At 34.9% G+C, this 14163-nt stretch carries 14 protein-coding genes and 1 pseudogene; 11 read left to right on the top strand and 4 right to left on the bottom strand.

Annotated elements, in window-relative coordinates:
* Positions 1-40 precede the first annotated feature (40 nt).
* The 6 genes from hutX (at position 41) to dcuC (ending at position 5237) form a co-directional block, all read left to right on the top strand.
* Positions 41-529 carry a heme utilization cystosolic carrier protein HutX gene (gene hutX / locus CDOM16189_RS03490; RefSeq protein WP_169973054.1) on the top strand — a complete coding sequence of 163 codons (489 nt, stop codon included), beginning with the start codon at positions 41-43 and terminating at the stop codon, positions 527-529.
* Between the two features lie 174 nt (positions 530-703).
* Positions 704-952 carry a hypothetical protein gene (locus CDOM16189_RS03485; protein ID WP_169973056.1) on the top strand — a complete coding sequence of 83 codons (249 nt, stop codon included), beginning with the start codon at positions 704-706 and terminating at the stop codon, positions 950-952.
* Positions 949-2646, top strand: coding sequence for a PepSY domain-containing protein (locus CDOM16189_RS03480; RefSeq protein ID WP_169973058.1), 1698 nt, complete (start codon positions 949-951; stop codon positions 2644-2646). The genes CDOM16189_RS03485 and CDOM16189_RS03480 overlap by 4 nt, the downstream gene beginning before the upstream one ends.
* Positions 2643-2861 carry a hypothetical protein gene (locus CDOM16189_RS03475; protein ID WP_169973060.1) on the top strand — a complete coding sequence of 73 codons (219 nt, stop codon included), beginning with the start codon at positions 2643-2645 and terminating at the stop codon, positions 2859-2861. Before CDOM16189_RS03480 ends, CDOM16189_RS03475 begins: the two co-directional genes overlap by 4 nt.
* 295 nt (positions 2862-3156) lie before the next feature.
* Positions 3157-3861: a dipeptidase PepE gene (gene pepE / locus CDOM16189_RS03470; protein ID WP_169973062.1), complete on the top strand. Its 705-nt coding sequence runs from the start codon at positions 3157-3159 to the stop codon at positions 3859-3861.
* A gap of 86 nt (positions 3862-3947) precedes the next feature.
* The gene (gene dcuC, locus CDOM16189_RS03465; protein ID WP_169973064.1) at positions 3948-5237 is read left to right on the top strand and encodes a C4-dicarboxylate transporter DcuC; all 1290 of its coding nucleotides are present in this window, start codon (positions 3948-3950) and stop codon (positions 5235-5237) included.
* 337 nt (positions 5238-5574) lie between these two features.
* Here dcuC and pepT read toward each other — a convergent pair whose 3' ends face one another.
* Positions 5575-6807, bottom strand: a complete 1233-nt coding sequence (gene pepT / locus CDOM16189_RS03460) for a peptidase T (RefSeq protein WP_169973066.1) — start codon at positions 6805-6807, stop codon at positions 5575-5577.
* A gap of 411 nt (positions 6808-7218) precedes the next feature.
* On the opposite strand from pepT, the gene CDOM16189_RS10015 reads away from it, so the two are divergent.
* Entirely contained in the window at positions 7219-7377 is a 159-nt protein-coding gene (locus CDOM16189_RS10015) for a hypothetical protein (protein WP_349304323.1), read from the top strand.
* A pseudogene (locus CDOM16189_RS03455) lies at positions 7322-8344 on the top strand (dicarboxylate/amino acid:cation symporter). Before CDOM16189_RS10015 ends, CDOM16189_RS03455 begins: the two are co-directional and overlap by 56 nt.
* Before the next feature lie 36 nt (positions 8345-8380).
* Here the strand turns inward: CDOM16189_RS03455 and CDOM16189_RS03450 are convergent.
* From CDOM16189_RS03450 to CDOM16189_RS03440, 3 genes are all read right to left on the bottom strand, one after another.
* Complete coding sequence (locus tag CDOM16189_RS03450) at positions 8381-9685, bottom strand: cation:dicarboxylate symporter family transporter (RefSeq protein ID WP_169973270.1); 1305 nt, start codon at positions 9683-9685, stop codon at positions 8381-8383.
* A gap of 194 nt (positions 9686-9879) precedes the next feature.
* Positions 9880-10374: a peptidylprolyl isomerase gene (locus CDOM16189_RS03445; RefSeq protein ID WP_169973068.1), complete on the bottom strand. Its 495-nt coding sequence runs from the start codon at positions 10372-10374 to the stop codon at positions 9880-9882.
* Positions 10375-10391: 17 nt separating this feature from the next.
* Positions 10392-11099, bottom strand: a complete 708-nt coding sequence (locus CDOM16189_RS03440; protein ID WP_169973070.1) for a YebC/PmpR family DNA-binding transcriptional regulator — start codon at positions 11097-11099, stop codon at positions 10392-10394.
* A 116-nt stretch (positions 11100-11215) separates the two neighbouring features.
* Here CDOM16189_RS03440 and CDOM16189_RS03435 point away from each other — a divergent pair, with 116 nt between their 5' ends.
* The 3 genes from CDOM16189_RS03435 to CDOM16189_RS03425 are packed head-to-tail and all read left to right on the top strand — an operon-like array spanning position 11216 to position 14140.
* On the top strand, positions 11216-11767 hold the full coding sequence (locus CDOM16189_RS03435) for a GNAT family N-acetyltransferase (RefSeq protein ID WP_169973072.1): 552 nt from the start codon (positions 11216-11218) through the stop codon (positions 11765-11767).
* Complete coding sequence (locus CDOM16189_RS03430) at positions 11767-11970, top strand: heavy-metal-associated domain-containing protein (RefSeq protein WP_169973074.1); 204 nt, start codon at positions 11767-11769, stop codon at positions 11968-11970. The genes CDOM16189_RS03435 and CDOM16189_RS03430 overlap by 1 nt, the downstream gene beginning before the upstream one ends.
* Position 11971: 1 nt before the next feature.
* Positions 11972-14140 carry a heavy metal translocating P-type ATPase gene (locus CDOM16189_RS03425; RefSeq protein WP_169973076.1) on the top strand — a complete coding sequence of 723 codons (2169 nt, stop codon included), beginning with the start codon at positions 11972-11974 and terminating at the stop codon, positions 14138-14140.
* Positions 14141-14163: the final 23 nt, after the last annotated feature.

Here is a 14163-nt window from a genome sequence, read left to right as displayed (position 1 = left end):
TATGCTATAATTTGCCAAATTTTATTTAAAAAGGATTAAAATGAAAGAAAAAGTAAAATCTCTAATCGAGAAAAATCCAAAAATTTCACTAGGTGAAATAGGTAAAGAGCTTGGGCTAAAAGAGATGGATGTGCTTTTAAACCTGCCTTGCGAGTTTTGCAGATTTGCCGATGGGGCTAAATTTGACGAGATCATCGGTGAGATAGGCAGCTGGGGTGAAGTGCTTTTTGTTAAAAACACTCCATCGTTTATCATAGAGTTTAAAACCAAAATTCCAAGCGGACAGCATGCACAAGGGTATTATAACTTCAGCATGAAAGAGTCAAATTTCGGCGGACACCTAAAAGCAAGCGATATAGATAAGATCTTTTTCGTAACTCAGACATTCATGGGAATGCTTTCAAAATCGGTGCAGTTTTATGATAAAAACGGAGAAAATATTTTTAAAATCTATGTAGCGAGAGATAAAGAGAGGAATCTTTTAAAAAATCAAGAAAGTGCTTTTGAGGAGTTAAAAACTAGAATATAATATCAAATTTTTAAACAAATTGATTGGATACTAAGATTTTTTAGGCATATCGAAATTTATCCTGGATTATCAAAATTCAGGATAAATATTAATAAATATCATAATTGTATTAAGTTAATTTTTATTCATATTAATTTATAATCCTAAATTAATTTCTAAAGATCAAGGATGCTTTTGCTCTCAAAAACTAAAGAGTTTATCATTAGAACGATTGTTTGCAGCGTATTCGGATTTATCATATCTTATTATTTTAGTGTCAAAATTCCAAATTTTTTAAGCGTTATTCAAAATGAAAAGCTTGTAGTTGCAAATTTTTTATTTATGGGCATTTTTACCCTTTGGTTTTTATTCTGCTATACAATAAGACTTAAATTTGTTCTTGTATTAACAGTTTTATTCACTACTTTGGCGGTCACGATATGATGATGCTTCGACTCTTTCATAGATATTTTGGACTTGCCTTTACATGGATAATATTTTTTATATTTTTTAGTGGAACCTTGGCTTATTATAAAGATGATATAACTTTGTTTATGCAGCCTGAATATTATAAGATAAATTACAAAAATAGTGAATATCTGGATACTTCGCTTGAATATCTTAAAGAACACCATCCAAATTCCGATATTTGGAGGATAACACCGCCTAGTGAATTTACCCCTTACATAACCATATCCTGGCATGATGACGTAAGAGTTAGAGAGCATAGAAGAAACCGAAAAATAGTCAAGATAGATCCGGACACATCTGAGATTATAAGAGGCAGAAGCACTTACGGCGGAGGTTTTTTGAGCGCGCTTCATTATGATTTGTGGTTTATAAATCGAGTAACTGCACGCGAAATAATCGGCTATATAACCATAGCTATGCTTTTTGTTTTATTGTCTGGCATTATGATACATAAGAGAATTTTAAAGGATTTTTTCAAATTTAGACAAAAGTCCTTTTGGATGGATTCTCATATTCTAGCTAGTGTTAGTGGGTTTGTGATATTTTTAATGCTTAGCGTTTCAGGACTTTATCTGGTCGAGAGGTTTATGCTAAAGGGTATATATTCTGAAGTGGCCAATCAAAATAAGGCGAGTATGCAACAGGATTTTACTGCCAAGGCTAAGGCTAGAAATGAGGAGCGCAAAAGACAAAGGGCTCTTGCAAAGGCGATGGCTGAGCAAAACTTAACTATTAAAAAAGATGATGAAGTATCTAAAAATTTAGTTAAGCAGAATGTAAAATCAAATGATATGAAGCCTTTGGTAATGCAAAATTTATCTCAAAATAAAGAGATAAATATCACTGAACAATCTTTATCAAAAATGAGAGATCAGTTTAGCAAAAGTAAGGAATTTATGGCTAATATGATGACAAGAAGAGCTAAATTTATGCCTACTACCGATCAAGTTAAAAGTATTGTAGATAAACATTCAAATAAAAATTTTGAGAGTATAGTGATTCAAAGAAGTATGCAGGGCACAGCTCATATACAGCTAAATTTTGTGCCTAGTAAGCCATTTACCGAAAAAGGCCTAAGCTTTGAATCTAAAGTTTTCGATGCCGTAAGCGGAGAAAAGCTTGAGGAGGTTTTTGAAAGAGAGGTTCCTAGGGCAAATCTTGTAATGCTGTTTATGAGAATTTTTCATGTAGGCGGCTTTGGTGGAGAGCTGGTTAGATTTGTATTTTTTGTATTTGGCTGTCTTGGGCTTATTATGTGCGCCTCAGGAGCTTATTTGTGGAGTCAAAAGCAGCACTCTAAAGTCGCAATATATATGATAAAAGTATTTAATAATGCGTTTTTTATAGGGCTATTTACCGCTCTTGGCATTTATTTACTTGCAAATCAGCTAATACCTTATGAAAATGAGTTTAGGTACGAATATGAAGTTTATGCCTTTTTTACCGCTTTTGCGTTTATTTCATTGATCGGCGCAATTTTTGTCAAAAAATATGGATACTCTTTAAGTTCTGTTATAACTTCTGTGGTTTTTGCTGTTGTTTTTATAGTCTCTATAGCAAATGGTTCTTTCGTAAATTTTGAAATTTTTAAGATTTCGCTTACTTGTCTCTTTGTTTCTCTTGTCTTTGTGTGGCTTAGTCTTAGATTTAAAAAGGAGAAAGCATGAGCATTTTGCTTGGAATCTTAAGTGTAGCTTTTATCGCTTTTGCAAGACTTGACAAGAGATTTTATTTGGGTTCTATTGTTTGCCTTGTTTTGTTTGTTTTTCTTATGATTATGAATGATAATAAATTTTTGGATTTTATATATTTTTTCTTTGCAGCAGGACTTTGCCAGCTTGCAATTGGTATTTGTTTAAATTTTAAAGAATTTAAAAATTGATAATTTAAATTTAAAGAAATTAAGAATATGGCGATTTTTAATACCCAGTATTTTAAATTTTAGTTGGAATGTGTGATTTTAAGGTGGCTTTTTGCTTAAAAATTTATTTGATTTTTATTGCCTGGGTTTATTAATAAAATATTTACTTAAGCGTAGCTTTTAACCCTTTTTTAAGCATTATTTATATATCGTTTTATAAATTAGATTTTTAAAAATTATTTTTTATATTTTTTTAAATTTAAAGTTGTTTTTAGAATACAACAATAATAAAAAACATTTATTACAGGAGAGTATTATGAAAAAAGCTTTGCTTTTAAGCAGTTCAGGCTACAAGGATACTGGTTATTTAAACCACTGTAGGCCTTGGATTAACGAGTTTTTGACAGAGCATGGAGTTTGCGATGAGGAGGTACTCTTTATCCCTTATGCGGGAGTTAGACGCACAAACGATGAATATGAGCTTAAGGTTCAAGATTGTCTCCAAAATAAAAATATAAAATCAATTCATAGATTTAACGATCCAAAACAGGCTGTAAAGAATGCTAAAGCAATATCAATAGGAGGGGGGAACACCTTTGTTTTGCTTTATTATCTATATAAATATGATTTAGTTGATGCAATAAGAGAGAAAGTTGAGGCCGGAACTCCGTATTTTGGCTGGTCTGCTGGCGCAAACGTAGCTGGAAGTACTATTATGACAACAAACGATATGCCTATCATAATGCCAAAACTTTTTGACGCTTTAAATATTTTCCCTCATCAAATCAACCCTCACTTCATTAGCGGAAAGATAGCTGGACATAATGGAGAGAGTAGGGAAGAGAGGCTTGAAGAGTTTTTGATAGTAAATCAAGAGAGTATCATCTACGCTCTACCTGAAGGGGTTGGACTAAAGATAGCCGGCAATAGCGCAAAGATACTAGGAAATGATGCTGTATTAAAAATGCGCTATAAAAAAGATACGGAAAGTATCGCGGTTGGAGATAGTTTTACATTTTAGATAGATTTTAATTTTTATTTAAAATTAAGATGAATATAATTAAACAGTATGTAAACATTATATACAATTTATAAGAAAGGTTAAATATGGCTACTTTAAAGCTAATATGTGCCGTTTTAGGCTTAGTTGCAGTTGTATATCTGCTTATTAAAAAGAGAGAGACTAAAACCGTCCTTATAGGTGTTGGTTTGGTGCTTTGCGCGATTTGCCTTACTCCTCTTGATGCTCTTGCTCAGTTTACAAAGTCAATGACTTCAGCAGGACTTATTAAGGCTATTTGTGCGAGTATGGGTTTTGCTTACGTTATGAAGGTTACTAAGTGTGATCAGCATCTGGTTACTCTACTTACAAAACCTATGAAAAATATAGGATTTTTACTTGTTCCTCTCACATTCGTGATTACATTTTTTGTTAACATAGCTATCCCTTCTGCTGCTGGATGTTCTGCTGCTGTTGGTGCCACTATGATACCTCTTCTTATGGCTTCTGGTGTTCGTCCTGCTATGGCTGGCGCTGCTGTATTTTCAGGAACTTTCGGTGGAGTGTTAAGTCCTGGATCAGCACACAACGCATTTGTTTCAGATATGGCTAAGGTAACTATACCTGATGTTATTAAGGTTCAATTTCCAAATGCTATGGCTGCATTTATAGTTGTTTTAGTTATATTAAGCGTTACGGCTATATTGTTTAAAGACTATCAAAAAGGTCAAGATTTTTCACAAAAAGTCGGAGACGCAGCTACTGCAGAGCCTATAAAAGTAAATATTTTATTTGCTCTTATGCCTTTAGTACCACTTATTATTCTTGTTATTGGCGGAACTGATCTACATAAGATTTCATTTTTAACTTGGACTAAGATGGGTGTTGCCGAAGCTATGTTGCTTGGTGCTATTTTGGCTGTATTTGTAACATGGACAAGCCCAGAAAAGATTACTTCAGAGTTCTTCAAAGGTATGGGAAGCGCTTATGCTGAGGTTATCGGTATCATCATCGCTGCGGGCGTTTTCGTTGCCGGTCTTAAGGCTTGCGGAGCCATAGATGCTGTTACTAACGTATTAAAACACTCAGAAGAGTTCGTAAGACTTGGAGGTACGTTTATACCTTATCTAATGGCTGTAGTTACAGGTTCTGGCGATGCTGCTACTATGGCGTTTAACGGTGCTATAACTGTACACGCTCAAGATCTTGGTTTCGAGCAAACCAAACTTGGTATGGCTGCTGCTATAGCAGGTGCTCTTGGTCGCTCATCATCTCCAATTGCTGGTGCTGCTATCGTTTGTGCAGGTCTTGCGATGGTAAGCCCTATTGAGATTGCAAAAAGAACCGCTCCGGCTATGGCCATAGCTGTTGTGGTAATAGCATTCTTTATGCTCTAAAAATTATAAACTTCGAGGCGGATCTCCCGCCTCTTTTAAACCACTTGATCTATAAATTTAAAATTTTCTATATATTTTAGTTTCTATTAAAATACCTAATTGTGATATTTCTTGGCAAAAAATACTAAGCTTAATCGTTATAAATGTAAAACACTAAAGATATACTATAAATTTAAAAAGTCATTTACGTCGATTGCTAATTTCGGACATTATCGTCTTTTATACAATATTTAGTTACATTTTTTGGAATCTAAAATATCATAATCAACACTATATTTTAACAGAGCCAAAGTTTTAAGATAAGTCAAAGGCTGCTTTAAACAGCCTTTTGTATTTATTATTTTGCTAAATTTTTTATTATCTCTTTAACAACGTTGCTTGAAGCATGAAGAGATTTAACCGGCAGGTATTCATATATTGAGTGGAAGTTGTGGGCGCCTGTAAAGATATTTGGGCAAGGAATTCCTTTTTCGGATATTACCGATCCGTCATATCCGCCTCTCATAGGGATAACTTTTGGTGTGATACCTAAGCTTTCATAAGCTTTTTTGGCAGCCACTATAGGAAGACTATTTTCGCCTTCTGTAAGATAGTTGTAAACATTTTTGTATCTATCGGAAAGTTTTATACTTACTCTGCCGGCACCCCAAATTTTATTGCAAGAGTCTGTTAAATCTTGTAAAAATTGCATTCTCTCGGAATATTTTTTATCATTAAATTCTCTTACATCAAGTTTTAAAACAGTCTTTGCACTATTTCCGCTAAGCTCTTTTACCCAGTAGTATCCCTCTCTATTTTCGGTATACTCGGGAGCCTCTCCACCAGGAAGCATAGAGATAAATTTATGTGCCATAAGAAGTGAATTTATAAGTTTACCTTTTGCATTCATTGGATGAGCGGATTGACCTGTAAAAGTAACCACCGCATCGCCCGCATTCCAGTTTTCATATATAAACTCACCTATGCCACAGCAATCCAAACAGTAACCAAAATCTGTGTTTATCTCGCTTATATTTAGTGCCTTAGCTCCTCTAAGCCCTTGCTCTTCATCAGGCAAGAAGCAAGCCACTATATCGCCGTGCTCGATATCAGGATTTTGCACAAAAAATTGCAAAGCATTCATAATGCTCGCTATTGCAGCCTTATCATCCGCCCCAAGCAAGCTAGTGCCATCGGTTACTATTATATCATCGCCTACATAGTTTTTAAGTTCTGGAAATTCACTTTCTTTCATTACGATATTTAGCTCTTTATTTAGAGTTATATCTCCGCCTTTGTAGCTTACTATTTGAGCTTTAGTATCGTTTTTTTGCTCCGCGCTTGTATCAAGGTGTGCAAAAAATGCAACCGATGGAAGCTTTTTGCTTGAATTTGAAGGCAAAATAGCAGTTGTTATACTATTCTCGCGCCTTTTTATATCTTTTAGTCCAAGCTCTTTTAGCTCGTTTTCAAGAAGCTTTGCAAGCTCCATTTCAACAGGATTTGAAGGCATTATGCCAGCAGCTCCAGCCTCTCTATTTGTAGTTGTGTTGATTTTTGTATATCGCAAAAATCTTTCGACTATATCCATTTATTCCTCCTAAATTTAGATTAAAAATTTATAAAATTATAGTGTAATAAAAATTAAAATAAATTAATAAGTTTAAAATAAAATTTATAAATTTTATAAGAAATATTTTTTAAGCTAAATTCTCTAAAATTTTAAAAATTTGGATTATTTTTAACACTCAATTTAAATTTATTAGGTTTTTTTAAAATCATTATCCTTTTAAGACAAATAAAGATAAAATCAGATACCAATCAAATATCAAGGAGGCTTTTGTGGCTGAGTCAAAAAAAGTATTTTTAGTTTTTACTTCAAAAGTAATTTATTGGTTAGAATTTTAATAGGTCTTATTTTGGGTGCTATATTTTATATGATATTCCAGCGCGATAGAGATCTTAAAAACCTTTTGGAGATATCTTTATAAGGCTTTTAAAGATGATTATGATCCCTGTCATAGTCTGTACTTTGATAGTTGGTGCTAGCAGTACTTCTCCTGCACATCTTGGAAAAGTCGGTGTGAAAAATTATAGTGTTTTATATGGCTACTTCGCTTTGTGCGATAGTAATAGGACTTTTTGTTGGATCTATTTTTAAGCCAGGAGTAGGGCTTGAGTTGGCTCATATCGCAGGAGTGGCCAAAGAGGCTAAATCTCCTGGATTGGTTGAAATTTTATTAAATATAATTCCTACTAACCTATTTGGCTCTATAGCGAATGCCGAGGTTTTGCCGACTATATGTTTTTGTCTATTCTTTGGAATCGCTTTGGCTTTTTGCAAAGACAGTGAAAGTCAGGCTGTAAGAAATGCGGCTAATAATGTTTATCTGTTTTTTGAGGGCGTAAGTAGCGTTATGTTTAAAGTTGTTGGTTGGGTTATGCAATATGCGCCTATTGGTGTGTTTGCTCTTATTCTTATAGTATTTTCAAAAAGTGGCGCAGAAGAGGCGTTTGGTCCTTTGGCTAATGTGACTATAAGCGTATATATAGGGCTTGCTTTGCAAATTTCATTAGTTTATTGTGTGGCGTGCTTGATTGTTGGACTAAATCCGATTGTTTTTATAAAAAAAGTGCGTCCTCCTATGATTACTGCATTTGTTACTAGGTCTTCTGGAGCCACTTTGCCTATCTCTATGGAGACTGCTGAAAAAGATATGGGTGTACATAGAAGTATTTATGGTTTTACTTTGCCTGTGGGTTCAACTATCAATATGGATGGAGCAACTATATATTTATGAGTTTGTGCGATATTTATTGCAAACGTAGTAGGCATGCCACTTGATTTTTCTCAGCAATTAACAGTAGTAATAACTGCTTTATTGGCCTCCATCGGAACAGCAGTTGTGCCTGGAGCAGGAGCTGTAATGCTTCTTATGGTTCTTGAATCTGTAGGTTTAAAAGTAGAGGCTAGTAGCGTGATAGCTATAGCTTACGGTATGATTTTGGGCATTGATGCCATACTTGACATGGGAAGAACATCTATGAATGTGGTTGGGGATATGATGGGCGCAGTTTTTGTGGCTAAAAGTGAACGTGAGCTAGATGAGGAAATTTGGAATAGCTAATTTAATTTAAGAGGAGATTTAATCTCTCCTCTTAAATTATGCATGAAATTCAAATTCTTCAGGATGATCTAATGCGTAGCGAAATTGCTCCATATTTACTTTCTTGTCCCAAATTGATATGATTAGACATCCAACGGCATTACCACATAGATTTCCTACCGCTCTCATCTCTGACATAAATTTATCTACTCCCAGTAGTACCGCTACCGTAACTACAGGTATTCCGGCACTAGGTAGGGCCGCTAGGGTGCCTGCTAAAACTATAAATCCAGATCCGGTAACTCCTACTGCACCCTTGCTTGTAACCATCAATATAACTAAAATTTGTATTAGGTGCTCGATAGTTAGAGGTATGCCAAAAGCTTGAGCCAGAAAGATAACGCTAAGGCTTAAGTATATATTGGTGCAATCAAGATTAAAAGAATATCCTGTAGGTATTATAAGCCCTACTGCACCTCTATGGATGCCCGCTTTTTCTAGTTTTTGCATAAGTGGTGCCAGAGCCGTTTCTGACGAGCTTGTCGCAAATACTACTAAAACTTCTTTTGCTATAAAGCGCATAAATTTAAATATATTGACCTTAGCAAAATAGCATATAGTGCCAAGAACCACAAAAATAAAAAATAGGCTAGCTGCTGCCATTACTAGTAGAAGCTCTATCATTCCTAAAAGTGAATCTATGCCAAATTTGCCTATCAAAAATGCCATTGCAGAAAACGCAGCAACAGGGCTAAAAAGCATTAGTATGGTAAGAAGTTTTAATACGTAATGCTGAACAAACTCAAGCGGTTTTAAAATTTTCTTTTTGTAGTCGCTCTTTAAAAAGGAAATAGTAATCGCAGTAACTATCGCCATAAAAAGCACTTGCAATGTGTTTGAATGCAAGAAAGGCGTTATAGGATCGCTTGGTACCGCACTTTTTAGTATTGACCAGACGGAGCCAACATCTTTATCTATATATGTGTATTTTTCTATGCTTCCTGGATCTAGTGTAGTCCAATCCAAATGCATATCATGTCCAGGTTTTAATACTTCTCCAAATAAAATTCCAACAGCAAGAGCTATCGTGCTTACTATTTCAAAGTAGATAAAGCCCTTTAGTCCTATACTGCCAAGATCCTTCATGCTTTCAAGACCAATAATACCAGATACTATAGTAAGGAAGATAATAGGCCCTATTAGAGCCTTTAAAGCCCTTATAAACCAGTCTATTCCCGGTTTGCTAGCCACACCAAGATCAGGGAAGGTAACTCCTACGAAAATACCAGCAGCTATACCTAAAACTACCCAGAACGCAAGGCTTGTAACAATTCTTTTAAATTTACTTTTTTGGGATTTTATTTGAGGTTGTTTTGAATCTTCACTTGAAACTTTTTCTATCAAGCATAATCCTTTAAATTAATTATTTTTTTTAAAGATAATGATATTTTATCCAAGAAATTATTAAATAAATATTATTGCAAAAGTTATATTTATAAATGAATTTTATGAGATAGTTAAGATTAAAGCTTTATAAGCTTTAATCTTAATAGTTTTTATAAATTATCTTTTATCTCGATAGAGTCTATTTTATCACCAGCTCTTATAGAGTCAAGTGTTTTTAGGCTTTCGTCATCTACGACCTGTCCAAAAACAGTATGAACTCCATCAAGATGAGGCTGTGCGCTATGGCATACGAAAAATTGACTTCCGCCGGTATCGCGTCCTGCATGAGCCATAGAGAGACTACCGCGTTTATGTTTACTCTTTTGGTCTACACATTCGCATTTTATTCTCCAGCCCGGACCTCCCGTGCCTGTACCGTATGGGCATCCTCCTTGGATAACAAAATTCGGGATTACGCGGTGGAAATTCAGACCGTCATAAAAGCCGTCATTGGCTAAAGTTGCAAAATTAGTAACTGTTTGTGGCACCTCTTCCCCAAATAGCTCAAGCTTGATGTCTCCTTTTTGCGTATGTATAATAGCAAATTTAAATTTCGCCAACTCATCTTTGTTTATATCGTAAACTTTTAGCTCTTCGTTTCTCATATTTTCCCTTATTAAATTTATTCAATATTTGTATATACGGCTTGAACGTCATCGTCGTCTTCTAACTTATCAAGCAGCTTTTCTATCTCTTCCATCTGCTCTTCGCTTAAATTTATAGGAGAATTTGCAATGTATTGCAGGCTTGATTTTTTGGCCTCAAGTCCGAGTTTTTCTATGCCATCGTGAAGTGTACCAAAGCTTGTGTAGTCGCCATAAATATATAAAATTCCGTCTTCTTCTTCAAGCTCGGTTAGTCCAAAGTCTATTAATTCAAGTTCAATCTCATCAAGCTCCAAATTTGGCTTTTCAAGCTCGAAAACGCTCTTTCTCGTAAACATAAAGCCCAGGCTTCCGCTTGGTAAAATTTCTCCTCCATTTTTACTAAAAATAGCTTTTACATTGGCCACTGTTCTCGTAGGATTATCGGTAGCGCACTCCACTATGATTTGCACTCCATGAGCTGCCTTGCCGTCATAAGATATGGTTTTTATATCTGCACTATCTTTGCCGTTTGCGCGCTTTATAGCCGCATCGATATTATCTTTTGGCATATTTTCATTTTTTGCGGCAGCTATCGCCGAGCGAAGCTTTGGATTCATATCGGGGTCTGATCCGCCCTCTTTGGCTGCTACTGTAATCGCTTTTGCAAGCTTTGGAAATACCTTGCTCATCTTATCCCAGCGCGCTTCTTTGGACGCTCGCCTATATTCAAATGCTCTTCCCATAAAATTCCTTAAAAAATTTTTGGTAATTATAGCTAAAAATCTTTTTATCATTTTTAAAAGCTAAAGTTTTAATACTGTTTGTGAAAAATTTATGTTTTAAATTTATAATTTGGATTATGATAACAAGAGCTGATAAAAAAGATTCTAAACGCTGCATAGAGTTGCTAAATTTAGCCATGGAGGATATCGCTTTTTGTCTTAGTGGCACTACAAGCAGGGCTAAGAGTAATGAAATTTTAACCTCATTTTTTAATCAAGATATAAATAGATTAAGTTATAACAATATATATATTTATAGGGATAACGATCAGATATTAGGAGCTGTTTGCGCATATTTTGGCGGAGATTTAAAGAGTCTTGATGAACCTATAATAAATCATTTAAGATTAAAAGAACCAAGCGCCAATGTTGAAGCTGAGTGCTTTGAAGATGAATTTTACATAGATAGCATAGCTGTCGATGAGAAATTTAGAGGTCGCGGCATAGCTAAAGAGCTGATAAAATTTATATTTGAAATAGCGAACCAAAGAGGCATTAAAAAAGTCTCCTTGATAGTAGATGAAGAAAAAATAAAAACGAAAGAATTTTATGAAAAATTTGGTTTTAAGGAAAATTGTATCAAAATTATCAATTCTCATAAATATTACCATATGATAAAGGAGCTGTAATGGCAAAATTTAAAGTTGCAAATATTAATTGTGAAAATTGTGCAAATACTATTAAAAGGTCGCTTGAGGATGAGTTTGGTAAAATAGACGTAGATCTAAGCGTAGAGCCTCGTGTAGTAAGCCTAGATATAGAAGATAAGGATATTGAAAGGTTTAAATCCGAACTTGATGAGATCGGATTTAAAGTAATCGAGCAAATTTAATATGCAGAAAAATCTCAAATTAAATATCGCAGGCATGACCTGTGTAAACTGCTCGAATGCTATTGAACGAGCTGTAAAAAAGATGGATGGAATAGTAGAGGCTAAAGTAAATTTCGCTAATGCTACGGGCGAATTTATAGTGCAAGATGAGAGTATTCGTCCCAAAATAGAAGAAAAGATAAAAAAACTTGGCTATGAAATCGCTAAAGATCTTGGAGAGTTCGAGAAAAAACGAGCCGCTCATATAAAAAATTTGAGAAATAACTTTATCTCAGCCACTATTTTTAGCGCGATAATAATGTGGCTTGAGATGAGCGGAAGCATGAGTGAGCCAAAAGCCTTTATAATGCTGTTTTTGGCATTGATCACTCTTGCCGTATGCGGAAAAGATTTCTTTATACACGCCATTGGAGCACTTAAAAACAGAAATTTCGATATGAATGTGCTCGTTGCACTTGGCACCTCGATGGCATTTTTATATTCGGTATTCGTATTTTTAGCTCCTAACCTTATACCTGAAAATATGCGTCATATGTATGTTTCGGGTTCAGCTATGATAATAACTTTCGTTCTTCTTGGGAAGTATCTTGAGGAGCGCTCTAAAGCTAAGGCCGGCGACTATCTAAAAAGCTTGATGGATATGTCGCCAAAGGTTGCCTTGGTGCTTAAACCAGACGGTCAAGCTGTAGAAACCGAAGTGGCAAATCTTAAAATAGGGGATATAGTAGTCGTAAAAACGGGCTACAATATTCCTTGCGATGGTGTTATTATAAATGGCGGAGCAGAGATAGATACCTCTATGCTTACCGGCGAGAGTCTGCCCGTATATAAAAAGATGGGCGATGAGGTAAATGCAGGCACTGTAAATACCAATGGATATCTTAATATAAAGGTTACTAAACTTTCAAGTCAAACTTTGCTGGCTCAAATTTTAAACTTATTAAGCGATGCTAGTACTAAAAAGATGCCTATTAGTCGCTTTGCCGATAGGGTGGCTAATATATTTGTGCCAACCGTGATAGTTATATCCTTTGTTACTTTCTTGGTTTGGATTGCTTTCACCGGAAATGCTACTCAGGGAGTATTAAGTGCGATTTGTGTGCTTATAATCTCTTGTCCTTGCGCATTAGGGCTTGCTACTCCTATAGCTATTATCTCATCACTTTCGCTTGGTGCTAAAAATGGAATTTTGGTCAAAAATCCCGAAGTCATAGAGATCATTCACACTGCTAAATATGCTATTTTTGATAAGACCGGAACCCTGACTCATGGTAAAATTTCTGTAAATTTTACAGACATAGATGAAGAAAATTTAGCCCCAATCGCAGCCATAGAGGCAAAAAGTTCACATCCTATATCAAAAGCTATTGTAGAGTATGCAGCAAGTCTTGATATTAAAATTTTAGGAAACGAGAGCGGGTTTGAAAATATTGCAGGAAGAGGGGTGAGAAGTCTCGATGAAAATCAGATAATAGTAGGAAATGAGGAGTTTTTAAAAGAATTTAAAGTAGAAATTCCAAATGAGGAGAAGGAAAAAATCTTAAAAGCTCAAAATGATGGAAATGGGGTGGTTTTAGCTTCTATTAAAGGTAAATATGTAGGTTTTATAAGCCTTAGTGATACTTTAAAAGAGAGTGCAAAAGAGGTAATAGATGAGCTAAAATCAAGGGATATAACTCCGGTAATGCTAACAGGAGATAATGTATTTACGGCTAAAAATATCGCTGGTAAGCTTGGGATAGAGCAGGTTTTTGCCGGGGTAATGCCTAATGAAAAATTTGAAATCATACAAAGGCTTCAAAAAGAAGCCAAAGTTATTTTTGTAGGAGATGGCATAAACGATTCTCCGTCTTTAAAGCAAGCCGATGTCGGTATAGCTATGAGTAGCGGAGCTGATATCGCAAAGGACGCCGGCGATATAGTTCTAATTAAAAATGATCTAAAAAGCGTATTGCAGTCTATAAATTTAGCTAAGCATACGATGAAAACGATAAAAGAGAATTTGTTTTGGGCATTTATATATAACCTCATATTTATTCCTGTAGCAGCAGGAGTTTTATATCCTGTATTTGGACTTGTTTTAACTCCTGTTTATGGCGCAGTTGCGATGAGTTTTAGTTCGGTTACTGTAGTTTTAAATTCAATAAGATTAAGATTTAAAAAAATATAAATTTTTAAAAATAGTTGTAAAAT

The sequence above is a fragment of the Campylobacter sp. RM16189 genome (genome assembly GCF_012978815.1).
In the GTDB taxonomy this organism is placed as follows: Bacteria; Campylobacterota; Campylobacteria; order Campylobacterales; family Campylobacteraceae; genus Campylobacter_A.
This window is presented reverse-complemented; position numbering and strand designations above follow the sequence as displayed.